This is a genomic window from Frankia sp. AgB32 (assembly GCF_023243045.1).
Lineage (GTDB): Bacteria > Actinomycetota > Actinomycetes > Frankiales > Frankiaceae > Frankia.
The window spans coordinates 1-23,563 of sequence record NZ_JALKFX010000027.1; the positions used below are offsets into that span (position 1 = coordinate 1).

The 23,563-nt window shown below is 68.2% G+C and carries 15 protein-coding genes; 5 read left to right on the forward strand and 10 right to left on the reverse strand.

Annotation, left to right across the window (positions count from 1 at the left end; translation table 11 throughout):
* Window positions 1-305 precede the first annotated feature (305 nt).
* Both MXD60_RS29815 and MXD60_RS10710 read left to right on the forward strand, forming a co-directional pair.
* Window positions 306-827: a polyketide synthase dehydratase domain-containing protein gene (locus MXD60_RS29815; RefSeq protein ID WP_368861208.1), complete on the forward strand. Its 522-nt coding sequence runs from the start codon at window positions 306-308 to the stop codon at window positions 825-827.
* On the forward strand, window positions 814-3,111 hold the full coding sequence (locus tag MXD60_RS10710; RefSeq protein WP_248818868.1) for a hotdog family protein: 2,298 nt from the start codon (window positions 814-816) through the stop codon (window positions 3,109-3,111). The genes MXD60_RS29815 and MXD60_RS10710 overlap by 14 nt, the downstream gene beginning before the upstream one ends.
* Before the next feature lie 9 nt (window positions 3,112-3,120).
* On the opposite strand, the gene MXD60_RS10715 is transcribed toward MXD60_RS10710, so the two are convergent.
* The 4 genes from MXD60_RS10715 to MXD60_RS10730 form a co-directional block, all read right to left on the reverse strand.
* Window positions 3,121-4,068 (reverse strand): LysR family transcriptional regulator, encoded by a 948-nt coding sequence (locus MXD60_RS10715; RefSeq protein WP_248818869.1) that lies wholly within the window; start codon window positions 4,066-4,068, stop codon window positions 3,121-3,123.
* Window positions 4,069-4,813: 745 nt separating this feature from the next.
* Window positions 4,814-6,673: an Ig-like domain repeat protein gene (locus tag MXD60_RS10720; protein ID WP_248818870.1), complete on the reverse strand. Its 1,860-nt coding sequence runs from the start codon at window positions 6,671-6,673 to the stop codon at window positions 4,814-4,816.
* A gap of 361 nt (window positions 6,674-7,034) precedes the next feature.
* Complete coding sequence (locus MXD60_RS10725) at window positions 7,035-8,150, reverse strand: hypothetical protein (protein WP_248818871.1); 1,116 nt, start codon at window positions 8,148-8,150, stop codon at window positions 7,035-7,037.
* Between the two features lie 293 nt (window positions 8,151-8,443).
* Window positions 8,444-8,914, reverse strand: coding sequence for a MarR family winged helix-turn-helix transcriptional regulator (locus tag MXD60_RS10730; RefSeq protein ID WP_248818872.1), 471 nt, complete (start codon window positions 8,912-8,914; stop codon window positions 8,444-8,446).
* Window positions 8,915-9,069: 155 nt separating this feature from the next.
* Here MXD60_RS10730 and MXD60_RS10735 point away from each other — a divergent pair, with 155 nt between their 5' ends.
* Window positions 9,070-9,705: a malonic semialdehyde reductase gene (locus tag MXD60_RS10735; RefSeq protein ID WP_248818873.1), complete on the forward strand. Its 636-nt coding sequence runs from the start codon at window positions 9,070-9,072 to the stop codon at window positions 9,703-9,705.
* A gap of 25 nt (window positions 9,706-9,730) precedes the next feature.
* On the opposite strand, the gene MXD60_RS10740 is transcribed toward MXD60_RS10735, so the two are convergent.
* A complete protein-coding gene (locus tag MXD60_RS10740) occupies window positions 9,731-10,528 on the reverse strand; it encodes a TetR/AcrR family transcriptional regulator (RefSeq protein ID WP_248818874.1) in 798 nt (265 codons plus the stop codon).
* A gap of 84 nt (window positions 10,529-10,612) precedes the next feature.
* Between MXD60_RS10740 and MXD60_RS10745 the strand changes: the two genes are divergently transcribed.
* On the forward strand, window positions 10,613-11,020 hold the full coding sequence (locus MXD60_RS10745; RefSeq protein ID WP_248818875.1) for a VOC family protein: 408 nt from the start codon (window positions 10,613-10,615) through the stop codon (window positions 11,018-11,020).
* Between the two features lie 59 nt (window positions 11,021-11,079).
* Here MXD60_RS10745 and groL read toward each other — a convergent pair whose 3' ends face one another.
* The 5 genes from groL to MXD60_RS10770 all read right to left on the reverse strand — a co-directional run bounded on the left by groL (window position 11,080) and on the right by MXD60_RS10770 (window position 19,977).
* Window positions 11,080-12,708, reverse strand: coding sequence for a chaperonin GroEL (gene groL, locus MXD60_RS10750; protein WP_248818876.1), 1,629 nt, complete (start codon window positions 12,706-12,708; stop codon window positions 11,080-11,082).
* Window positions 12,709-13,370: 662 nt separating this feature from the next.
* Window positions 13,371-14,210, reverse strand: coding sequence for a hypothetical protein (locus MXD60_RS10755; RefSeq protein WP_248818877.1), 840 nt, complete (start codon window positions 14,208-14,210; stop codon window positions 13,371-13,373).
* A 265-nt stretch (window positions 14,211-14,475) separates the two neighbouring features.
* Window positions 14,476-17,445 (reverse strand): helicase HerA-like domain-containing protein, encoded by a 2,970-nt coding sequence (locus MXD60_RS10760; RefSeq protein ID WP_248818878.1) that lies wholly within the window; start codon window positions 17,443-17,445, stop codon window positions 14,476-14,478.
* 32 nt (window positions 17,446-17,477) lie between these two features.
* Entirely contained in the window at window positions 17,478-19,214 is a 1,737-nt protein-coding gene (locus tag MXD60_RS10765) for a hypothetical protein (protein ID WP_248818879.1), read from the reverse strand.
* 277 nt (window positions 19,215-19,491) lie between these two features.
* Window positions 19,492-19,977, reverse strand: coding sequence for a peptidoglycan-binding domain-containing protein (locus MXD60_RS10770; protein ID WP_248818880.1), 486 nt, complete (start codon window positions 19,975-19,977; stop codon window positions 19,492-19,494).
* Window positions 19,978-20,361: 384 nt separating this feature from the next.
* Between MXD60_RS10770 and MXD60_RS10775 the strand changes: the two genes are divergently transcribed.
* On the forward strand, window positions 20,362-23,562 hold the full coding sequence (locus tag MXD60_RS10775) for an AfsR/SARP family transcriptional regulator (RefSeq protein WP_248818881.1): 3,201 nt from the start codon (window positions 20,362-20,364) through the stop codon (window positions 23,560-23,562).
* The last annotated feature ends 1 nt before the right edge of the window (window position 23,563 follow it).

Here is a 23,563-nt window from a genome sequence, read left to right on the forward strand (position 1 = left end):
GCCCATCAGCATCAGGAAGAGGCTCTTCAGCGCGGCCAACCCGCGGGCACGCCGGACCGTCGCCTCGTCGGCCGCCCCGGACGCGGCGGAGAAGCGGGCCGCCCCCCCCCCCCGCCGCCACACCCCCGCCGCCCCCCCGGCCCCCCCCCGGGGGCGGGGGGGGCGCCGGGGGGGGGGGCGCCCCCGCGGCCCCCCCCCCCCCCCCCCCGACCCGGGACACCGAACCCGGCGCGGCCCGCTATCGTGCCAGGTTCGTCCTCGCTCCCAGCACCGAGCCGCGGGTCGCGCCACGGACCGAGCACCCGGTGACGCCGGGCAACGGACTGACAGCGGCACGGGATGGGTTGCACCTCTACGAGGACGGCATCCTCTTTCACGGCCCGGCGTTGCAGGGCATCCGCTCAGTTCTGTCCCGCGGCGCCGACGAGCTGCTGGTCCAGTGCCGGATTCCCCGACCGGGCGCCGGGCTTCCCGGCTACGGCGGGCGGCGCTACCGTGCCGTGCCCACCGACCTGGCGCTCCAGACGGCGCTTGTGCTCGCCGCCGAGTCCGGCACGGTCGGCTGGTTGCCACTCGGGGTCGACCGCCTGGAGCTCTGGGAACCGCTACCGGACACCGAGAGCTTCACCATCCGGGCGTGGAAGGCCGGCGACGACTCACACCGGCTGCGGGTCAACGCCGAGGCGTACTCGGCCGCCGGGATCCTCCTGCAACGACTGACAGGCATCGTGCTGGTCACCTCGCCCGGCCTGGACGAGAAGTTCAGGACGGCCGTCCGCGGCTGGAAGCCGTCCGAGGTGCGGAAGGGAAGCCATGTCAGCGCCTGAGCCACCGCGGGACGCGCCGGAGGACATCGACAGCGGGGTCATCATCGTCGAGGTCGACGAGCTGGCCTGGTCCGAACAGGTCGTGACCGACACGCACGAGGCCCTCGCGGGCGGGGCCACCCGGGGCGGTCCCGCCGACGTCGGGGCGCTGCCACCCGCCATCGTCCCCGCGGCGTCCCCGCGGCGGTCGGGCGGCGACGTCCGTGGGCTGGCAGAGCTCGCCGACCAACTCCACCGCAGCGTTTCGGACGCGCACGGCAACGCGCTCGCCGCGCAGCAGGCGCTGCAGCTGGTGCTGGTCCGCCAGTGGGCGAAACAGGCCGCGAACCGTCCCGGTAGCGCGACGAAGGCAGGTCTCGTGAACGGCGCGGTCGCCGCGGTCGGCCCGGTCGGCGCACAGGTGCCGGCCGCACCGCAGGGCTCGGAGGGCGGCGCGTGGCGCTGCTACGAGATCCGGGGTGACCGGCTCGTCGAGCGGGCTGACCCGCCGACGCTGCCGTGCCCGCGGCCCTCCCAGCGTTCCTCGCCCAAGCCACTCGCACGCTCGGCCCGGACCGCCCTCGCCGAGCAGGACCTGGTGGCGCTCACCCGCGGTGAGATCGCTGCCGTGTTCGGAGCCGCCTACGCCCAGCCCGGTCTCAACCGCCGGGTGCGGTTGGCGGCGGGCCGTCCGCTGGAACTCGGCGCGGTCGACCGGCTCCACCATCGCGGTGGGGCAGCCGGCCACGGTCTTCTCACCGCGCGTCTGCGGGTGGCCGCGACACAGCGCAGCCCCGCGGGGCGCCACCTCGCCGTCGCCCGCCAGGCGGCGGAGGTGCTGGCGCTGTATCTCGGCCTGCACCTGTGCTTCGCCGACTGCGAGCTGGCCGTCGGGCTCCCCGCCGACGCGGTCACCGGCGGGGATCAGGTGCCCGTCCTGTCCCTCGCCGAGGACCTCGACACCCAGGTGATACGGGTCGAGGTGACCGCGCTCGAGCTGGTCCCCCTCCCGTGGCTGGCGGCCGACGTCACGTTCCACGATGCGCGGAACTCGACCACCGGCCGAATCAACGGTCTCGCCCTTCATGCCCGGCCCCGGTCCGGGGCGCCACTGGGTCCTGTCGCCGGCGGGACCGTGCCCGAGTTTCTCGGGCGCTTCAACAGCCGGGGTGACCGGGCGCTGCTCAGCGAGTTCAACATCGCCCACATTTCGGACGGCGATCAGGCGATCGCCATGGGCCCGGAGTTCGCCCGGTTCTCGACTGTCCCGGCCGTCCGACTGCCCAGCGCCGACCTGCTGCTCGTCGACCGCGTGATGGACCTCACCGGCAGGCGGGGCGACCTCCACCAGGGCGCTCGATGGCGGACCGAATACGACTCACCCGCCGACGCCTGGTACTACCGGGACACCGCGAACGCCGGAATGCCGAACTGCGTCCACATGGAGTCATCGCTGCAGGCGGCGGCGTTCATCGGCCCCTATCTCGGCGGCACGTTGCTCGGTGGCGGCGCGGAACCACTGCGACTGCGCAACCTGGAAGGCCAGGCAACGCTGCTGCGGGAGGTCGATCTCCGCGACCAGACCATCAGCCAGGAAAGCTCGGTCATCTCCACCTCGGTGACGCCGGGCGCGTTGCTGCAGGAGTTCGCCTACGAGTGCTCGCTGGCTGACAATCCCTTCTATCGGGGCACGTCGTTGTTCGGCTATTTCAGCAGTGAGGCGTTGAACAACCAGGTCGGTCTGGACGGTGGGCGGCTGGTGCCGACCTGGCTCGACCTCAACGGCACCGCCACCACCCGGACCGTCGACGTGTCCGCGCGCCGGGCCGCGCCGGGGCGAATGCCCTGCTCAGTGGACCGGCTGGCGCTCGTCGAGGAGTTCGACGTGGTCGACGGGGGCGGCAACGCCGGCCTGGGTTACCTGCACTGGGTTCAGCCGGTCGATCCGACCGCCTGGTATTTCGAGCAGCATTTCCGCCTCGACCCGGTGATCCCCGGATCGTTCGGGGTGGAGACGCTTGTCCAGGCGGTCCAGGAGTGGGCGCTGGACACCGGTCTCGACCGCGATCTCGATCGTCCGGAGTTCGTTGTCCCGGCCGGTGCCACCCTGCGGTGGAAGTATCGCGGGCAGTTTCTCCGAGCCGACACGCCGATGACCTTCGAGGTGCACATCGCCGGCGTCGAACGCCGGCCGGGCCGGGTTCGGGTGACCGCCGAGGGCAACGTCTGGAAGCCGGGGATGCGCATCTACCGCATCGATCAGTTGTGCGTCGAGCTGCGTACGGCGGGTGCACCTGCCTGGTGAGGAGCGCGTTCAGTTTCCCGGCGGGGCCGCCATGCCGGCCCCGCCGGGTTTCACCATTTCCGCCGCTGCCGCGTCGAGGGCGTTGATGAACCGGGCCAGCAGCGGTGTCTCGTTGGACTTCCGCCAGATGGCGTGCAGCGCCAGCCGGGGAGTCGGATCGACCAACGGGATGTACGCCATCGGGCGGCTGACATGTGGGCCGGTCAGCCGGCGTTCACGCTCGACTCCGGTGGTGAATCCGACCATCGTGCGGGCGGCGACCAGCGCGTTGGCGTGCCAGGGATCGGAGACGACGTCCGCGACCTTCAGATCAACACCCGCCTGCATCGCACCGCTCGCGATGGCGTCGTACATCATCGGGCTTTGCGCCCGCTCGAACAGGATGCACGGCCGGTTCGCCAGATCACTGAAACGCACCGCGCTGCGACCCGCGAGCCGGTCGGTCCGAACGACGACCACCTGGACCTGGATCGGGTGCAACCAACGGGCGGCCAGATCGGAGGTGGACGGCTTGCCGGAGGTGATCGCCATATCGAGATCGCCGGCCTCGAGTGCGGCCAGTTGCGGGCCCGTGCGTAGTTGTTGCAGGTGCACATGAACCCGGCGCGACTCACTCTGGAATGCACTCACCGCCCCCGGTAACACCGTCCTACTGGCGACGACGCTGTACCCGATCCTGATCGAACCAATACGCCCGACGGCCGCGAGCAGCGCATTCTCACGGGCCTGTTCGAACTCGGCCAGAGCGTTGCGGGCATTCATCAGAAAAGCCTCGCCGCTCGGTGTCAGCTCGACCTTTCGAGAAGTTCGGTTGACGAGCTGGACCGCTAGATCGCGCTCCAGGATCTGGATGTGCTGGCTGAGGGTCGGCTGGGTAACATGAACCCGTTTCGCCGCGCGACTGAAGTGCAGTTCTTCGGCCACAGCGAGGAATGATCTAATGTGCTTGATCTCCATCGTCATCCCATTTTGTAGCTGCTGGTCAGGGATCGGTCCTGCGGTGGATGGGGCAGGTCGGATGGGTGCCGCCGAGCCACCACACCGCCCGGGCACCGGGCCGACCACCGACACGTCGAGATGGTGCGTCGGCACCCGACAGAGATCGCGGTTGGTCCAAGGAGTGGCTCACTACCAGATGGGTGTCCGTGTTCCGCCAGCTCGTGGTACTGTACCCCGATTTTGGCTACCGCGCTGGTTTCCGCGTCCCGTTCCCCGCCAACCCCCGACCTTGATTCCATCAATGTCCGGACTCCCATCGGGCAGCACGCTGGGACTTCCGCGGCCGAGGCGGCAGGTGATGCGGGCGCGCACCACGACGCGGTGAGCTGATTCACCCCGGCGGACCGGGTCGACGCGTCCTGCCAGCCATCACCTGGCGCCGACCCAGCCTAAAGGCAAAGAAGCTGCGTTCGCACGACGCCCAACCCGGAGCAGTGACCGCCAGGAGCCTACAAAAGACTTCAATCGCGGATTCTGAACCATGGATGAAAACAGGCCGAAATATTGGTGACGTCACGAACGGGAGGTCCCGTAACCACCGCCCGTGACCACGCGGCGGCGGTTGAGCGCACTCATACGCCGGCCGGTGCCATCGCCTGTCCCCCGGTCCGCCTGCCAGCGCGGGACGGCACTGAATCACACCAGGACAAGTGGGCTGGGCTGGCCGACTTTCCGCCGCCGGCCAGCCCAGCAGAACGATCCCTCAGGCGCACTGTCCCGAACGGGGGCCGTTCACGGTGTTGCCCGTCTGCCGCAGCGAGGGAGTGTTCCCGCTGCAGCTGAGCGGGCCGCCGACGCGATTGGCGGTGAACGCGGGCACGGCGTCGGCGGGGGTCGGGCCGCTGCCGCTGTTGTTGGTGATCTGTGCCGGGCCGCTGATCGTGTAGCCGGAGACTTCCAGGCCCGCGGTGTTACCACTCACGTTCAGCGGGCCGGAGATGGCGCCGCCCGGGCAGAGCGCGTGGTCCGAGCCGATCTGGACGTAGCCGGTGCTGCCCTGCACCGTGACGGGCCCGCTCACCGTCGCCTGGCACAGGACCAGGGCGGACGCGCGGGTGCTGGACACCGGTCCGGAGATCGAGGCGCCGGTCACGGACAGCGACCCGCCGGCCTGCACGGTCACCGGGCCGGCCTGCCGGCCGCCCGCTGCCAGGCAGATGGCCTGGTTACCGGCGACAGTCAGGGGGCCGCTGTGGGCTCCGGTGATGCAGGGCTGGCTGAAGCCGACGGTGACGGTCGTCGGAGCAGGCGTGGCGCTCGGCCGGAAGGTCGGGCCCCCGCTGTAGCTCGCCGTGATCTGGTGCGGGCCGGGCTGCAGCTGGGCAGTGCTGAGGATCGCCGTGCCCGCGGTGAGCGGCACGGTGGCCAGGGGGGTCGTCCCGTCCGAGAACGTCACCGTTCCGCTCGGGGTGCCGACGTCGGGCACGCCCGGCTGCACCGACGCGGTCAGACTGACGGCCCGGCCGAACAGCGGGCTGGTGGTCGATGCGGTCAGCGAGGTCGACGTGTCGTGGGTGAAGTCGGCGCACAGCGCGTAGGCGCTGGCGACCTGGTCGCCCGTCCCGCCGGAGCCGCCGGCGGCGAAGATCGAGCTCCATGAGGTTGGGTTGATCGCCCCGCCCACGGCAGGATCGCCCGCGGTGTCGCTGGGGTAGCTGCCGCGCAGATGGGTGCCGCCGGCCGGGTTGCCCGAGGTCGGACCCGCCTGCAGGCTCTGACCACCACCGAGGAGACTGAGGTCCGTCGGGCAGCTCGCGGTGGCGACCGCGAAGGTGCTCCCCTCCTGCGGACCGAGGCCGGACCTGCGGACGACCTTGATGGTCATGTCACCGGGCTCGGCGCACACGGCGTACGCGAAGGTCTGCGCGCCGTTGTCGGACTGCCCGTTGATGATGCCCATGCCCGTCCAGTAGCGGAGATTGGTCGCCCCGTCGGGCAGCGGGTTGCCCTGCGCGTCACTCGGGAAGCTACCGACGGCCTTCAAGCTGGCCGACGGCGGTGGAATCGTGTGGGCTCCCCCGCCGACCGCGACGGTTCCGGCAGGGCAGGCGGCGGTGGTGTAGGCGAGACCGGCCCGAACCGGACCGGGGACGGACGCGACGGCGACCGTCCGGTGGTCGAGCTTCGTCCCCGCGGCACACATCGCGAAGCTGGTGATCTTGTCACCGTCCTCGGCCTGACCGCCGAAGTTGCCCAGGGCCGCCCAGTACTCGGGGTTCTGCGCCCCGTTCGTGACCATGGTTCCGCTCGCGTCGCTGGGGAACGTGCCCTTCGCGCGCAGCCCGTTGATCGGCGGGATGGGGTCGGTGGCGTCGATCTTGCTGCCCCACATCCCACCGCTGACCAGCACCGTGCCTGCTGGGCACGAGGTCACCGCGGTCGCGTACGCCGACGGCGCGCCCGGGACGGACAGGTCCGCGCGGGTCACCCGGATCACCGGCTGCAGTGGGGTGTCCGCCGGTGCCGCGCCGGGTGCCGGCGCCGCCGCGGCGGGCGCCGCCAGGGCGACGGTCAGCGCCAGTACGGACAACCCGGCGACCACACCCCCCGTACTGATCCGCACGCCGCCCTCGGCCCGTTGCGGCTTCCGATCCAGTTCGTTCCGAGCACCCTGCCGTCCCCCAGTCATCTCAGAGATTGCGGGCACGGCGACAGACCGCGCCCACGACGAGCCCAGAGCCACGCCGCGTCGGCGGTTCGTCACCTTCCTGAGCGACAGGACTGTACTGGTAGACAAGGCGCAAATGCGAGAGGTTGAGGAAGATAAGATTGCATCTACGGTCATCTGACGCTTGGCCAGCCGCTTGTGCTGGGCTGGCACTCGCGGGTGGTCGGCAGAAGGGCCGTGCGCGGACGCCGTGCCCTTCTGCCGGTCGTGCTGTTACCCGGTCACCGCGGCGCGGCCGCGCGGCGGGCGTCGCCGGTCAGTTGCCGGTCAGGCACAGGGCCCACGCGTGGGATCTGGTCGCCGCGGTGGAGCCACCTCCTCCGGTGTGGGTCGTGGAGGTCCAGTTGGCCGGGGAGGCGGTGGACGGACTCCCGCTGCCGTCGCTGGGGTAGCTGCCGTTCAAATGATCGCCCTGGGCTCCCGGGGCGGAGAAATCGGACGACGTGACGTCGCCGCCGGTGACGCCGGCTCCGCCGCTGATCAGCGTCCCGTCCCCCTCCCCACACCCGGTCGTGGTCTTCTGCGGCGCCGCGACGCTGGCCGGGCCGGTCGTCTCGGCGTACCGCACGGTGACGGTGGTCCCGCTGACGTTGATGCCACTTCCGCTGCAGATCGCGTAGGCGTAGGTGACGTTGGTGGACCCGGTGGTGCTGCCGCCGTACAGGCCGGCCGCGACCCAGGAGTCCGGGTTTGTCTCCCCGTCGTCGGCGGCGATGGCGCCGTTGTCATGCGTGCCCGCACCGGTGCCGTCCAGGTAGGTGGGGGCGCTGAGGACCGGCTTGAGCGCACCCACGTTGTTCGGTGTGGTGCGTGCCCCGCCGCCCAGGAGCCGCGTGCCCTCGGGACACGTCGCCACCGCCAGGGCCGTGGTCCCGGGGCTGGTCGGGCCCGCGACGCTGTTCATGACGATCTGGGTGCCCGTGATCGTGTCGCCGGGATCGAGGCACATGGCATACGGCGTCGAGCCGAACGCGGCGTCGAGACCGCCGCCCGACCCACCCGTGCCGCCGATGGCCCGCGCCTGCGTCGCACCGGTACCGACGACGCCGGGCGAATAGCTGTTGGCCGCGACGTACTCGGCCGTTCCATCGAAGGGAACTATTCCCCTGACATGCAGATTGCTCTGCGCCGTCCCGGTACCGACGGTCTGCAGGATTCCGACGCCAGAGACCACGTCGTTGGGGTCGCCGCCAGTCCGGCAGTTCGCATTGCTCGCACTCTCCGAGTTGGCCGTTGTGGGCCCGCTCGTGGCGCCAGGGCTGCGAACAGTCAGCGTCGTCGACGCGTAGGCGGTTCCCGGCGGGGCGACCGCCAGGGCGGCCCCGAGAACGAGTACCGTGAACACAGGGGTCCGAAGAGACTTTCTCGCCATCGCCTTCTTCCTTGTCGGAAAGACGCGTTCACCTGCGAACGTGATCCGGCGGAGAGGGACCGCTCGCCCGCCGGAGTTCCTGAGAACGCGCACCTACGCCGGTGACAGCCCAGTCGGCTCTCCAGGATCGAGTTCGCCGCCGGCACCGGCATCGCGCGGCCGCCCCCACCATTGGGAGCGACCCTCAGGATCGAAAGCATAGGGCGATTCAGTCCGCAGATGCGTCGCTTTCGCGGAAGCAATCCCGCACTAGCGGATATGTGCTTGAATCCCTGCGGCCCGACCGCGGCCCGTCACCGCTTCTGCCCCAGCGCTGCCAGCCGCTCGCGCACCTTGTCGCCGATGGCGGCGAGCGTCTCCAACTCCTCCTCCGTGAGGTGATCGATCAGCACGCCGCGCACATCATCCACATGCTGGGGAGCAGCGTCCTCGATCAGCGTCCGGCCGCGGGGCGTGAGGGCCACGACCGCCCCCCGCTGGTCGGTGGGGCACCGCTCGCGCCGCACCAAGCCGCGGTTCTCCATCCGGCCCAGGTGCTGGGACAGTCGGCTCTTCTCCCAGTGCAGCAGGCGCCCCAGCTCGAACGGCCGCAGTCGACCGTCCGACGCCTCCGAGAGGTGGACCAGCACCTGGTAGTCGGAGTTCGAGAGCCCGCACCGGTTGCGGAGCTGCCGGTCGACGAACTCCGTCAGGCCGTCCTGCATCTCCATCAGGCCGCGCCAGGCCCGCTGTTCGCGTTCATCCAGCCACCGCACCCCTGCCATGCGGGCACCATACCGCTTTGTTGACATGTGAACCAAGCGTTGCTACGGTATGGTTAACGCATTAACTACCTCGTCGAACGACAGGATCATGCGTGACCGGTGGCGGACCCACTCGCCTCCGGCGCACCGCGGACGACGGATTGGAAAGAACGCCAATGAGCACCAGCTCCGAAACCAGCCCCGCGGACGTTGACCGCGCGCTCGACCACCTGGACGCCCAGGGCCGACGCCTGCTGTTCAGCGCGGCCCGAACCGCCAACAGCTTCGCGGCCACCCCGGTGTCCGACGCGGAACTGTCGGATATCTGGGAACTGGCCAAGTGGGCGCCGACGGCGGCCAACTCCCAGCCGCTGCGCGTGCTCTACGTCCGTCCCGGTGAGGGTCGCGACCGGCTCCTCAAGCACATGAACGAGGGCAACCGCGCCAAGACGGCATCCGCCCCCGCGTCGGCCGTCCTCGCACTGGACACGCAGTTCCACGAGCACATTCCGGCGCTTCTGCCGTACAAACCGGAGCTGAAGGACGTCTTCGCCGCGAACGAGGCGATGCGCACCGAGACCGGCACGTTCAACGCCACCCTGCAGGCCGGCTACTTCATCCTCGCCGTCCGGGCCCACGGCCTCGCCGCCGGACCGATGGCGGGTTTCGACGCCGCCGGCATCGACGCCGAGTTCTTCCCCGACGGCCGTCTCCATTCGATTCTCGTCGTCAACATCGGCCACCCCGGCGAGAATCCCTGGTTCGGCCGACTCCCCCGCCTGGACCACGACGACGTCGTGCAGTGGGCCTGAGAGGACACGATCAGGGCCGCGGCGGTCATCCGGCGGTGTGACCGGCCGGCCCAGCGGGTTCCCGGCTGCCGCGTTCGATGAGTGGGGCCAGGCCGTCGAGCAGGCGGGCGAGGCCGAAGTGGTAGGCGTGGCCGGGGTCATGGGCGCTGTCGTGCGCCTGCCCCGCGGCCGCGCCGACCCGGCTCGCGCGTGGATAGCGGGTCTCGTCCAGCACGCGGCTCAGCAGCGGGCCGACCGTCGCCCACCAACGGGAGTCGTCGCCGTCGGGCCCGGCGGACGCGACGGCCGCGTTGTGGGCCGCGCGCGCGTTGGCCTGCACGAAGGACAGCAGATAGGTCAGGCAGTCGTCCATCTCGACGTCCGAGAGGCCGAGGTCGTCGAAGGCGGAGAGCTCATGCTCGTACTTGGCCAGCAGACCCGGCCCCAGGGGCGGGCGCAGCGTGGAGACCTCGGCGGCCCAGGGATGCGCGGCGAACAGGGCCAGGTTCTCGTCGGCGACGGCGGTCAGCCGCTCCCGCCAGGGCGCGCCGGCCATGTCCGTTCGCCGCATCCCGGCGTAGGCCGCGTCGAGCATCAGGTCGAGCAGTTCCTCCTTGCCTGGCACGTAGGTGTACAGCGTCATGGGGACGACCCCGAGGGCGCGGGCGACGGCCCGCATCGTCACCGCGGCGAGCCCCTCCTGGTCGGCGAGGTCGGTGGCCGCGCTGACCACTGCGGCAAGCTCCAGCGCGCGGCTCGGTCCCCGCCGGGGGGCCGGGGCCTCCCCCCACAGCAGAGCCAGCGTGCGAGCCGGATCACCGGCGCTCGATCGTTCGACGCTCACCTGACCATCATCCGGGGCAAAACTCTGTACGTCGTATGCTGTACTGCGTACAGCGTAAACGCCCGTCGAGCCCGGAGGTCGCACATGAAGATCACTTCATCGGCCGTGTCGCTGAACGTCGACGACGTCGCCGCGTCCGCCACCTTCCTCACCAGCCACTTCGGCTTCACGGAGCTGACGGCCGCCGATGGCTTCACCTCCCTCGGCCGCGAAGACGCCGGCATGAACGTCGTCTACCTGCGCCGCGGGCTGCCGACCCTGCCCGCCGACCAGCGCGACGACCACGCCGGCGGACTGATCCTCGCGTTCGTCGTCGACGACCTGGAGGGGGAACTCGCCCGACTCCAGGACGCCGGCGTGACCATCACGATGCCGCTGACGGTCGAGGAATGGGGCGAACGCGCCTTCCAGGTCCGCGACCCCAACGGCGTCATCGTCCAACTGGTCGACTGGAACGGCGCCAGCGGTCAGCCCGCCGCCGGCAACGCCTGACGCCGTCCGCCCGCGGGCACGGGGACGGGGGGCCCGCGGGCGGGTTCGGAGCGGCCAGGTCAGAAACCCTGACTGCGCATCCCGGCGTCCACGTTGGCGGCGTCGGCCGCCGCGTATTCCGGCGTGTTCGCCACCACGGCCTCGGTGGTGAGGAAGAGGCCGGCGATGCTGGCGGCGTTCTGCAGGGCGGAGCGGGTGACCTTGGCGGGGTCGATGATGCCGGTGGCGATGAGGTCGACGTACTCCCCGGTCGCGGCGTTCAGGCCGTGACCGACGGGCAGGTGACGAACCTTGTCGACCACGACGCCGCCCTCGAGACCGCTGTTGAACGCGATCTGCTTGATCGGGGCCTCCAGCGCGAGACGCACGATGTTCGCACCCGTGGCCTCGTCACCGGAGAGGTCGAGCTTCTCGAACGCGGTGATCGACGCCTGGAGCAGCGCGACACCACCACCCGCGACGATGCCCTCCTCGACGGCGGCCTTCGCGTTGGACACCGCGTCCTCGATACGGTGCTTCTTCTCCTTCAGCTCCACCTCGGTCGCCGCACCCACCTTGATGACCGCGACACCACCCGCGAGCTTCGCGAGACGCTCCTGGAGCTTCTCCCGGTCATAGTCCGAGTCCGACTTCTCGATCTCGTTGCGGATCTGCGAGACCCGCCCCGCGATCTGGTCCGGGTCACCCGAACCCTCGACGACCGTCGTCTCGTCCTTCGTGACGACGATCTTCCGCGCGCGGCCCAGGAGGTCCAGGGTGGTCGACTCGAGCTTGAGGCCGACGTCCTCGGAGATCACCTGACCGCCGGTGAGGATCGCGATGTCACCCAGGATCGCCTTGCGACGGTCCCCGAAGCCGGGGGCCTTCACCGCGACGCTCTTGAACGTCCCACGGATCTTGTTCACGACCAGCGTCGCGAGCGCCTCACCCTCGACATCCTCGGAGAGGATGACCAGCGGCTTCGAGGTCTGCATGACCTTCTCCAACAGCGGGAGAAGGTCCTTGACCGCGGCGATCTTGCTGTTGACGATCAGGATGTACGGGTCATCGAGAACCGCTTCCTGACGGTCCGCGTCGGTCACGAAGTACGGCGAGATGTAGCCCTTGTCGAAACGCATACCCTCGGTGAGCTCAAGCTCCAGACCGAAGGTGTTGCTCTCCTCGACAGTGACCACACCCTCCTTACCGACCTTGTCCAGCGCCTCGGCGATGAGCCCGCCGATCGCGGAGTCACCCGCGGAGATCGAGGCGGTGGAAGCGATCTGCTCCTTCGTCTCGACTTCCTTCGCCTGCTTCGAGAGCTCCTCCGAGACGCGCTCGACCGCGACCTCGATGCCCTTCTTCAGGCCCAGCGGGTTCGCACCCGCCGCGACGTTACGCAGACCCTCACGAACCAGCGCCTGCGCCAGAATCGTCGCGGTCGTCGTACCATCACCCGCGACATCGTTCGTCTTCTTCGCGACTTCCTTGACGAGCTCCGCACCAATGCGCTCGTAGGAGCTCTCGAGCTCGATCTCTCGCGCGATGCTCACACCGTCGTTGGTGACGGTGGGAACACCGAACTTGTTCGCCAGGACGACATTGCGACCCTTGGGGCCGAGCGTGACCTTGACCGCATCGGCCAGCCGGTTCAGCCCGCGCTCCAGGCCGCGCCGAGCCTCCTCGTCGAAGGCGATCATCTTTGCCATGCGTGATGGTCCTCTCAGGGGGGCAAGCCTGCGCGGAGAGGTACCAGTCGTCGATGGGGTGCCCGGCACCGCGAACGGTGCTCCCGTTGACGCAGGCACCCGTCACACCGAGGATTGGCACTCGACCTCGCTGAGTGCCAACCACTTTATAGCCCGAAGAGCCTTCAAAGACGAGGTCACCACCACGTCGGAGCAGGGTCCACCTCCATCCCGCACTGAGGTGGGGCATGGCGCTCGGATGGGGCATGTGCTCGCCGATCAGCACCCCAGGGACTGGCAGGCCTCAACCTCTGCGATGCCAGCCTCGGCCGTGGCAACTATGACAGGTCCCCCGCCGGACCGTGCCGTTTACCGTCCATTGTACGGTGCCGCTCCCCCCGCAGGTGAAGCAGCGCCGTTTGGTGGGGTCGGCCTTAATCGCCCTGACCTTAGCCCTTCGCTGCTTCTCGCCCACGGAGGCGAGGACGATGATAATTGCGGCGACGATCCCCACGGGCGGGCTTCCGGCGAACACGGCAACCGCGATACCAACGACCACTGCAAAGGTCAGATACACTCCGACCCTCCTGATCCATCTATTTTCCGCCGGCCGGCACAGCAGAATTCAAGCCGCGGACGGTGTATGAACAACAATCTCGCAGGCCAAACGTCGAGGCAATAAGTCATCGCCTGACGACCTGAACATGGAGATGGTCAAGACCGTCGGGGAACATAAATCTCAGTACCTTTCCCACATCCTTTTCGACGAGAAGTTTAAACGCCTGCTGCGCCTCGGGGCGCAGGGCCGCGACCGCGCCAGCGAGACCGCCGGCTGGCGATCTGTCCGGCTCTAGTTCTCGCTGGAAGAACGCGTCCGGAACCTGGTACTCCATTTTCAGGACAGGTCGCGTATTCGCGACGGTGAACGGCTTCTCGGTGATCACCCGACCAGGGGTCGAAGTAATATCATAGTAGTTCTTCTTCTCGGGATGCCCTGCATCGTAGTACTCAGCAAGCGCTCCGGCCGGATCCATTCTGGGGTTCCTGGGGAGTCCTAGCGCGATCTTCGCGTCCACCTTCGCTTCACCTTCGCCGCCGAGCATGTCCCGGTAGAACTGTGCGACGGCCAGTACCGAATCCTTCGTGCGCATGAAATTAATAGTCTTCCCAGCATAAACTCCGATGTCGACGGCGGCGCCATCCCGGTGCGGCGAGGGACCCTTGTCCGGGCGATAGAGGCTCATAATCGCAAAATCAACGCCTGTCGCTCCGTCCGCGCGCCGCCGTTCGGCGGCCGATAGCATGCGGTCAAGCACCCTCGCGAGGTCCGGACTCATAGATAGATCCAGCCCCTCCGGCGCGTTTACCATAGATTTCAGCCAGCGAGCGGATGCGCCGTCCGTTAGCTCGCGGGTCTTCGGATTCGTAACGTCGTCTCCGAATGAAACCAGGCCGTCATCCCTGGCTTGCAGAAGCCTCTCGGCAAGAGCTCCGACCTCCTTACGGTCGGCTACTGTCCGCACTCCACCCAGATCATGAGAATCGACGTGCGAATTTCGCTCCGGCGGCCTGCCCGCGTCGGCGGCCGGGGCGCTCGGAGGCCCGGTTGGTTGAGCTATATCGGTGTGCCGACCCTGCGCCGATGGCTCGTCCGGATGCCCGCCCCTCGCCCCTGATCCTGCCGGCGCCTGCATCTGAGCGTCAAACTGCCTGCGCCACTGCCCATCCGGGGTCTGAGCGGTTTGAGAGACCGGCGGTGGACTTCTGTCTGGGGTCCGGGCAGGGGTGTCAACCATAATTCCTCACCAGCAGCATCACGGGCCAGTCTCCGACATCGAACGGGGCGAGGGAATCCACGACCCGCCGACTCCAGTCAGAGCTGACCGGGCGATTTCCAATCATCAGCTCTATCGTGGACGGTCGCAGACTGCCAAATGTGACGGCATCCAGCGCCTCCCAGTCTCCTATTGCCGTGTCATACCACCGTTCCACCACGTCTCGCTGTTCCGCTCTGGTGACACCCGGAATCTTACGCAGATGACGACGCTCCCACTGGGGTGTGTCCGGATGCGGACCATCCTCACCCACGGTGCTACTCAGTTCCCGATACACCGCAGCCCATTTGTACTGCTCGGCCAGAAAAGCGAAATTATCGCCATTGCAGGGCGGAGTTATTTCGGCCATGACCAGCCGCAGCACCTCAAGGCAGTGTATGGCCAGTTCATTCTGGTCGGCATCGGGCTGAAGCGAAGCGGCGCGCACCGCGACCGCGGCATCGACCGCATGAGAGATTGCGCAGTCAAGTTCTCGTTGGTCCATGCCGTCGATGAGGCTGGCCTGCCCGGGGATGAGCTCCGGAGTCCGCCGGCCGGTCAGGTGGGCGACAACGGTGAGCTCCACCAACAGGACGAGCCACGAGTGCCGGCTGAGGATGTGCTGCGCGTCGCGAATCTGCCGAAGGCTGCACGGGGCCTGGGCACAGGACGAAGGGCACGTCGAACTACGAGGTTTGATGAGTGGAATGAGTGAGGCTGTCCTGGGCCGGCTGGAGTCGTCGAGATCGTGACTGGACGGTACCCGTAGGAGGATCGGATTGTCCATGCCGTCGGTGGTGACGGCCGCCTGTCCACGAATGAGAGACACGACGTGACGGGATTGTCTATCGTCGAGGTTCATGGTAGCGCCAACGGCATCGCGGTCGTCCTTGGCTGGCAGCCGATGCATGATCTTGACAGCGGTATTCTTGATAACATCGGGAATAAGCTTGCTCGGGATCTGCTCGGCGATGATGATCCCCTCGCCGTATGCGCGGACCTCGGCAAGCAGTGCGGCGAACATCTCGACTGCGTGCGAAGCCGGCCCGGCGGCTCCGGGTTCCAGTCGACGCAGCAGCCGATGTGCTTCCTCTATCACCGTGAGATGGTCGAGGTCTCCACGCGGACCACGCATCCGCAGATGCTCGGTCAGCCGGATGAGAATGGCGCCCATCAGGAACGACTTGTCCGCGTCGTCACCGACGTCCTGGATCTCGAAGATGACATTTCGGCTACGCAACTCCGTGAAGTCCAGCGGGTGCCCTCCCTCAAAAAACCGCCCGGTGGTGCCAAGCCGCAGGCTACTCAGTCGCACCTTGATGAAGCCCTGTACGTCCGCGGCGATATCTTTGCCGTAGCCAATCTCGGCCACCACGGTGGCCGCCGCCCGTTCCAGATCGCTAAGAGTCGGAAATCGCCGTGTAGGTCCAGGTCGGGCCGGCTCGCCCAACGCGAGATCCCAGCCCAGTTTCTCGTAGCAGCGGGTCAGCGCGGTGGCGAGCACCTGTGGGAACGGCTCGTGTGCCTCGAAGGCGGCGAGAAAAAGCGCGCGGAGCAAGTCCACATGGGTCTGCAGGGGGAACCCTGGTTCCGGCTCGAGGGGGTTGAGCCCGGCCGGCGGAAGTTCCTTGTCGCCGGGCCTGATTACGACCACCTCAGCGGAAAACGACGCGAGACGCTCAACGATCCGCGCGTACTCTGCCTTCGCCGGCTCGATCACCAGCCACGGAAGGCCGGCCCGGCTCGCCTGAGTGAGAAGATGGCGCACGGTATGCGACTTTCCTGTCCCGGTGGCGCCGCAGACGAACAGATGTCGATTCAGCGTGTCGCGACTCAGCGCCAGACTGCCGACCACCGCCCCCGATTCGTCGAGGACCTCACCGAGCGAGAGACCAGCCGGGTCGCTGATCTCCGGTGTCACGTCGAAGGTGTGCTGATTGACGACCCGTAAACCCGGCAGTTCCCGCTCGGGTGGGCGGGTCAGTGCCGCGAGCAGTTCGGTTCCCGCGATGAACGCGTTCCGGGCGCCGAGCGGATCCTCCCTCTTTACCTGGATGGCGTCGGCGAACGGCGCCGGCTGGCCGGCCGGGGCCAGCACGTAAGGCAGGCCGTCCAGCTCCGCTGCCCCGCACAGCATCGCGGCAGCCACTGCCGTGGGCCCGGGCGCCGTGCCCCCGACCAAGACCCGGATCCGCCAGGCGCCGCCGACCTGAGCGCGGCTGAGTTCGCGGTGACGCAACTGCTTACGCTCCAGCGCGACACGCCTGGTCTCGCCCACCTCTCCCCGCGATAGCGGGAGGATCTCGCTGGTCAGCAGGTCTAGCTCTGGACGCAGGTCGTCGGGCAGCAGCGGCTCTGCGACGACAAGCCAGACAAGCGGCACGCGCAGGGTCGCCACGTGCCGGTCGAAGGAACCCCGTCGGGTGGCCGGCCGGTCCTGCCCCGGATGGGCCGGCGGCGCCCACAGCGCGTCGGCCCGACCAGAGCAGGCGACCCACCAGGAGAACTGGTCGATGAGGCGAACGACGGAACGGGCCGCGACGGCGGTCGCGGCGGCACCCACCGGAAAGAGCACCGGGCGCGGTTGTGGCCTCTGTCCGTTCGAGCCACCAGTCGGCTCGCCGTTGGCCGTGTCCTCGCCCACCACCTCTTGCGATGCCGCGGGGGGAAAAAACGGGCGACCACCGAGCAGGACGTGGACGCGGCCGCCCGGTCGCGCGCGTATCCACGCGGACGCCAACGCGGGTATGGGCTCGCCGCTGCCGAGCAGAGCGGCGTGCGCGCCGGCCAGCGACATGGCCAACGAGCCCAGCCGCGGGTCGCCGCCTTCCCGTTCCTGGTCCCGGTCCGCCTGCACACGGGGTACCTGGGTGAGCGCGTGGAACGAGAAGCGGTGCCAGTTGAATGCCGGCATCGGTTGGGGGCGCGGCCGGCCGGACACCACCTCAGACCGTCCTTCCTGGCTGGGCGGTCTGGTCATCGGCGGACCGGAGCGGTTGCGACGCGGTCCAGCAGGGCGATACCAGGATTGCTGTCCGCCATGATCATTCGGCGGCCATGCGTGGAGTTGTCGATCAGAATGAACGCGCTTTGCGGCATCGTCAGTATCTCCCGCGGTTCGACGACGAACTCATACACGCGACCGGTCACGGTTGAGGTGCTGATGTTGTCGGCGATGGACCAGTTGCGGGTTCCCGCCCAGGCATGGCCGCGCGAGTCGGACAGGCTCTGGCGCCGGCCGGGCAGCCCGGATGACCGCTGTTTGCCGCTGGCGCTGTCGTTCGTGTTCGTGGTGAAGCTGTCACCACCGCCGTCGTTGAAGCTCGTGCCGACCTGACGGGTCACCTGGTTGACGACGAACCGGTGCCCCTTGCCGATGAATTCGGCAGCGATGGCCGCGTCGCGGTGGTTGTACATCTTCATGAAGACGACGGCTCCGCCGGTGCCGGCGCTCTTCTCGAGATCGCCCTGCGGCTGGTCGACCATCAGAACCAGGCGGAGGCCGGCCCATCGGGCATGCTCGGAAAGGTCCCGCAGAGTTCCCGCGCCCAGATGGTCGCCGCCCGCGACGACGAGGAACCCGTCGAGGTCGGTCCGTTCGCCCATCGCCTGCCGGGCCATCTGGACCAACAGGCGATCGAGCAGTTCCTTGCGGTCGTCGCGGCCGCCACCGGTCGCGACAACCGAGACATCGGCGCCCGGCCACAGCGCGCGGGACGCGGGCTGGCCGGCTACGGGGCCGGGAACCATATCGTGAAGCTGGTCCAACTGGCTGGCCAGAAACCTGAGCTGGCGGGACGTCCATTCGTCCTGGTCGACGTCGCCGATCTGGTCTGCGAGCCGGCCGAGCTCCTTGGCGGACAGCGAGCCGGCTCCGTCGCCACGACGCAGCACCCGCACTCCGGCGGCCAGCCGGGCAAACGACGGCGGCCCGTCCAGGCTGTCCACGACACGACGCAGAACGTCGGTCGCCGACGCGCGCTCCTCCCGACGGTCGCCTTCCGGACGGCTCGCGAGAGCCTGTCCCAGGACCTCGGCGACCTCACGGCGGCGCAGTTGGCCAAGTAGGTCCACAGTCCGGTCGACAGCACGCCCGGCGCTACCGCTGCCCAACCGGATCATCCGGATCTGCCGCCCGGAGGCGAGCGCGACCTCGGTCAGGCCCCCACCGACATCCTGGCCGGTGAAGTCCAGCACGGTGATCCGGTGTCCGGCAGCGAGCACGGAGCAGCCCAGTGTCACCAGCAGGCTGGCCCATCCGTGCCGCTGCGGGTCGCCGCCGAACACGTCCACCCGGGTCGGTTCGACGACCGGACGCACCGGATGCCACCGCGGGCCGTTCTCCCACTCCCGCACAGCGCGCCGATGGGCGGCTGCGGCCCCGTCATGCCGGCGCCACGCCTGCTCCCAATGCTCCACGGCCTCCTGATGTCGCCGTTGCTGTTCGGCGCGCGCCTGCTGGTACGGCCGGCGGAAGCTCCGCAGCTGCCGCCCCGCGACGATCACGGCGCGAACCGCGTCCACCAGGAACAGGCCGACCACGACAGGGAGCATGATGCGAGCCGCCCGGTACACCTGCCATCCGTCGTGGCCGTGCCCCGCGACGAAGCTCTCGATCTCCGGTTGGTAGCCGCCGTACAGGGCGACCGCGAGGACGGTCGCCACGAGCTGCCAGACCAGGCGGGAGACCGCGCTCGACCGTCGGGCCCGCACCGAATGATCATCGATCGCGGGTGGTTCCGACCAGGCTGGCCGCGGGTGCACCGGAGGCAGGATGGGCTCCGGAGGGCGTGCCACGGCCTCCCAGCCCCACCGGGCGGGCAGGGTGAACAGCCGAGTGGCAAGCTGGTCCGACCAGGATCCTACATCCACCGGCGTCGACCGCGGCCCGGCTTCGGTCAGAGCCGGGAAGCCTGTCTGATCGACCTGGTCGGCCTGCCGACGCCGACGGGCGCCGTTCATCGGATGAAGATGTGTCGGGACGATACGGTCAGGTGCATTTTGGACCTCCGTCGCTGGACAGGCGGACCGCCACCCGACGCAGGTCGACCGCCAGGCAGGCGTCCTGGTCCGCGGCGGAACGGGCGGCGGTGCGGACTCTGTCCGTGCCTAGCGGAACGAGGAACTCGCAGACCGTCGACGCGAGCGAGCCCTTCACGGGCGCGCAGGCGAGCGTGAGGGCCTGCGCCGCTGCGCCGTCCGTGGTTTCGAGCCCCCTGGCGATCTGTTGGGTGGCGCGGCGATCGAACCGGAAGACCAGCGAGCCGAGGAGACGATCCCGCAATGTGTCCTCCAGCGCCTGGAGGGTCTGCTTCCCGGCGACCCCGTCCACGTTCAGGCCGCTTGAGGTCTGGAAGCTGCGGACTGCGGCGGTGGTACCCGGACCGAAAGCCCCGTCGATGGTGGGCAGGAGTCCGCGTGCGTGTAGGGCGTTCTGGACCCCCCAGACGCAGTCGTTGCGGTCTCCCAGCCGCACGGGTTCACACGACGCCAGGTCGTCCCTGCCCCGGCCCGCGCATCCTGCGGCCAGGAGAGCCATGAGCAGGAAGAGCGAACTAGCGAATCCGGCAGTCCGGGCCGCCTGCCGCGACCATGGTCGAGCACGCCGCCGCCGCCAAACACAGACCAGATCGTGATCGGGTGGGCGCCACACGTCACCAGGACCACGACGCACCGGCCAGTTCCTCATGACACGGATTGCTACACAAGGTCGTAGGTAGTTTGTTGGACTTATGTTGCCGTCCTGGTCAGCGCCCCGCGGGGTCCTTCGATCTGTGCCTGGGCGACGGACTGCCAGACGGATCCAGCGGAGTCGTCGCCGGCGCGCACCGCGCTGACTAGACTCCCAGCGGGGGAGGCTATGGAAATCAAACTGCTCGGCGAGATGCGGCTGTTGCAATCTGGGCAGATCATCGATGCAGGGCCGGCACTGCAACGCCGGGTGCTCGCAGTATTGGCCGTGGAAGCGGAAGCAGGAAAGCCCGTTCACACCAATACGTTGATCGAGCAGGTGTGGCACGACGAAGAAACGCCCAGAAAACCAAACGACAGTCTGCGTGTGTACATCAGCGAGCTACGTCGGATATTCGCCGAGCACGCCGATGGCGGACCCGCCGTTCGGATCCCCCGCGGCAGAGGGGGACAGTACCGCCTAAGTCTCGATGTTGAACAGATAGACATTTTCCACATGCGCCGGCTCCGACAACGAGCGGCAGGAGTCACCGGAAACGACGACCGCGTGCGTCTCCTTCGCGAGGCGAACAGCCTGTGGCAGGGCGATCCGCTCAAGGACTTCTCGTCCACCTGGGCCGAGACCGTTCAGGAAGAGTGGCGCCAGGAGAGGAAGGCTCTGGTCGCGGACTGGGCGACGGCAGAGCTGGCGGCCGGGAATCCACAGCCCGTGATCGAGCCTCTACGGAAGTTGGTAAACGAAGACTTTGGGAGCGAACGTCACGTCACCCTGCTGATGCGCGCGCTGGCCGCTGCCGGCAGGCGCGGCGAAGCTCTGGACGAGTTCAGGTCAGCGCACGATCAGATGAGTGAAGAGCAAGGATACCAGCCCGGCACAGAGATGAATCAGGTCTACCAAGAAATCCTTAACGACGGTGTCGCGGACGTTGACACGTTGACGCCGAGGCAACGCCGCCACCAGGGTGCGACGTCGCGCGGCCTGGATTCGAACAGCTCAGTTCAGGTGGGCAGCATTCCGCCACGGGCGGACAATTTCCAGGATCGGCCTCAGGCGCAGAAACTGTTCGATGCCGCCTGCGCGGGGCAGACCGCGGTGCTCACCCAGGTGGTCGCTGGCCTGGGTGGAGTAGGCAAGACCCAGCTTGCCGCCGATTTCGCTCGGCGTCTCTGGCAGGACGGGCATGGTGAGCTCGATCTACTGGTGTGGGTGTCGGCACTGACCCGTGACTCCGTCGTGTCCAGTTACGTGAAGGCGGCGGGGGAACTCGGGCTCGGGCGGGACGAAGAGGACCCGGCAGTCCTCCTCGAGACCTTTCTCAACTGGTTGGAGACCACGCCGCAGCGTTGGCTGATCATCCTCGACGACCTGGCGGATCCAGTTGCCATCGAGGGTCTGTGGCCTCCCCAGCGACCCACCGGCCGCGTGGTCATCACCACTCGGCGCCGCGATGCGACTCTTCTTGACCGTGGCGGACATGTCAACATCGACGTGTTCTCGGAGGCCGAAGCGAAGGACTACATAGTCCGGAAACTGAACCGCCGGCCCCACCTGATCGACGACGTCGAGCGGATTGTGACGGTCCTGGGTGCGTTTCCTTTAGCGCTGAGCCACGCAGCCGCATATATGATCGACATGGATATATCATGCGATGCCTACGCCGACCAGTTCGTAGACCGAAAGAATCAGCTTGAGCGGCTTTTTCCCAGCAAGGAGAACCGGTTCGACGACTACGCCAACACCGTTTCTACCACCTGGGAAATATCCGTCAAGAAGGCGAACGATCAGTATCCCGCCGGCCTCGCCCGGCCGCTGATGGAGATCGTCAGCACGTTGAACCCCAACGGCATCCCGGGGCGAGTCCTGCGGGCACGCGCCGCCGGGGCTTACCTGCTCGGACGGATTCGCGACAGTCCGGACCGGGACGATATCCACAGCCCGGGCGCGAACACCATCCGGCAGGGGCTGCGTGGCCTGCACCGTTTTCATCTCGTCACATACGAGAACGATGTGGTCCGTGTCCACGCGCTGGTGCAACGAGCTGTGCGAGATCACCTCCGCGGAGACGGCTCGCCGGAGAAGGCGGCGGCGCCGCACCAGTTGATGGCGGTCGCCCGGGCCTCAACCGATGCCCTCCTGGAGGTGTGGCCGCCCGCCGACAGCGACAAGGACCTGAGCCAGCTGCTGCGCGTCAACGCGGTGGCGATCGAGAACAACCACCCGGACGCGATCTGGGACCCTGAACGCGGAATCCACCCAATCATGACGCGCACCGTCCAGAGTCTCGGGACTGAGGTACGCCTCGGCGAGGCGGTCGATCTGAGCGCGCGGTTGGACGCCATGTCCGGACAACGTCTGGGGCCAGATCATCCGACCACCCTGGCTCTGCGAAATCAAACCGCCGCGATACTCGGCGACAGAGGACAGGTGCGGGAGGCTGTGGACAGCCTCGACGCACTGATCGCGGAAGTCACCGCTGCTCTGCGCAAGGCGCGCGAGGGAGCCGACGGGAAACTGGTGGAGAGACTGGAGATCGAGCTGGTCGAGGTGCGACGCAACTACGCCTACCAGTCGGGTCAGGCAGGTCGTCCGGCGACGGCGGCGCACCAGTTGAAGACGGTGCTCGCGGACCAGACGCGGCTACTGGGCGCCGAACACGAGGCGGTGATCGGCACCCGCACCCAGCTTGTGTACTGGCGGTCCAAGGCCGGGGACACCACCGGCTCGGTGGCCGAACTGGAAGATCTGGTCCGGCTCGCTACCAGAGTCCACGGTGTCGAGAGCCGGCAGACCCTCGAGCTGCGCAGTCTCCTCGGCACCCAGCGCGGGGACTCCGTCGGGCCCGCGCAGGCCGCCATCGAGATGCAGGATCTTCTCGAGGACATGCGGCGGATACTCGGCCCAGACGACCGCGACGTGTCGGTTCTTCGTAACAACCTGGCGATGCAGCGGTGGAGGGCCGGCGACCTGATCGCGGCGGCCGCCGAACTACGGAAGCTGGCCGACGAACGGGATCACCTCCACGGGCCGCATCACCGGGACACCATCGCCACGCGTCACGGACTCAGCAGGGTACTCGTCGACCTGAAGAGATTTTCGGAGGCTGCAGTACAACTTGACAAAGTGATCGACGGAACGAGCCGAATGTACGGCGCGAAGCATCCCGACACGTTAGGCCGGCGCTACGCACTTGCCTGCGTCTACGAGCAGATGGATCGGCCACACCAGGTGATAGCGGCCGAGATCCTCCACGCTGTCCTCGACGACCAACTGGCTATCCTGGACTCGGACAGCCACGAGGCGGTGATCGCGACGAAAGAGGCTTTGGCTCGGGTGACAGCCCTCCTTGAAACGGGTGACATGCGCGAGTGAG

Coding starts and splice junctions, on each gene's coding strand:
- MXD60_RS10710 (WP_248818868.1), top strand. CDS start 814: ATGTCAGCGCCTGAGCCACCGCGGGACGCGCCGGAGGACATCGACAGC.
- MXD60_RS10715 (WP_248818869.1), bottom strand. CDS start 4,068: ATGGAGATCAAGCACATTAGATCATTCCTCGCTGTGGCCGAAGAACTG.
- MXD60_RS10725 (WP_248818871.1), bottom strand. CDS start 8,150: ATGGCGAGAAAGTCTCTTCGGACCCCTGTGTTCACGGTACTCGTTCTC.
- MXD60_RS10730 (WP_248818872.1), bottom strand. CDS start 8,914: ATGGCAGGGGTGCGGTGGCTGGATGAACGCGAACAGCGGGCCTGGCGC.
- MXD60_RS10735 (WP_248818873.1), top strand. CDS start 9,070: ATGAGCACCAGCTCCGAAACCAGCCCCGCGGACGTTGACCGCGCGCTC.
- MXD60_RS10745 (WP_248818875.1), top strand. CDS start 10,613: ATGAAGATCACTTCATCGGCCGTGTCGCTGAACGTCGACGACGTCGCC.
- groL (WP_248818876.1), bottom strand. CDS start 12,708: ATGGCAAAGATGATCGCCTTCGACGAGGAGGCTCGGCGCGGCCTGGAG.
- MXD60_RS10775 (WP_248818881.1), top strand. CDS start 20,362: ATGGAAATCAAACTGCTCGGCGAGATGCGGCTGTTGCAATCTGGGCAG.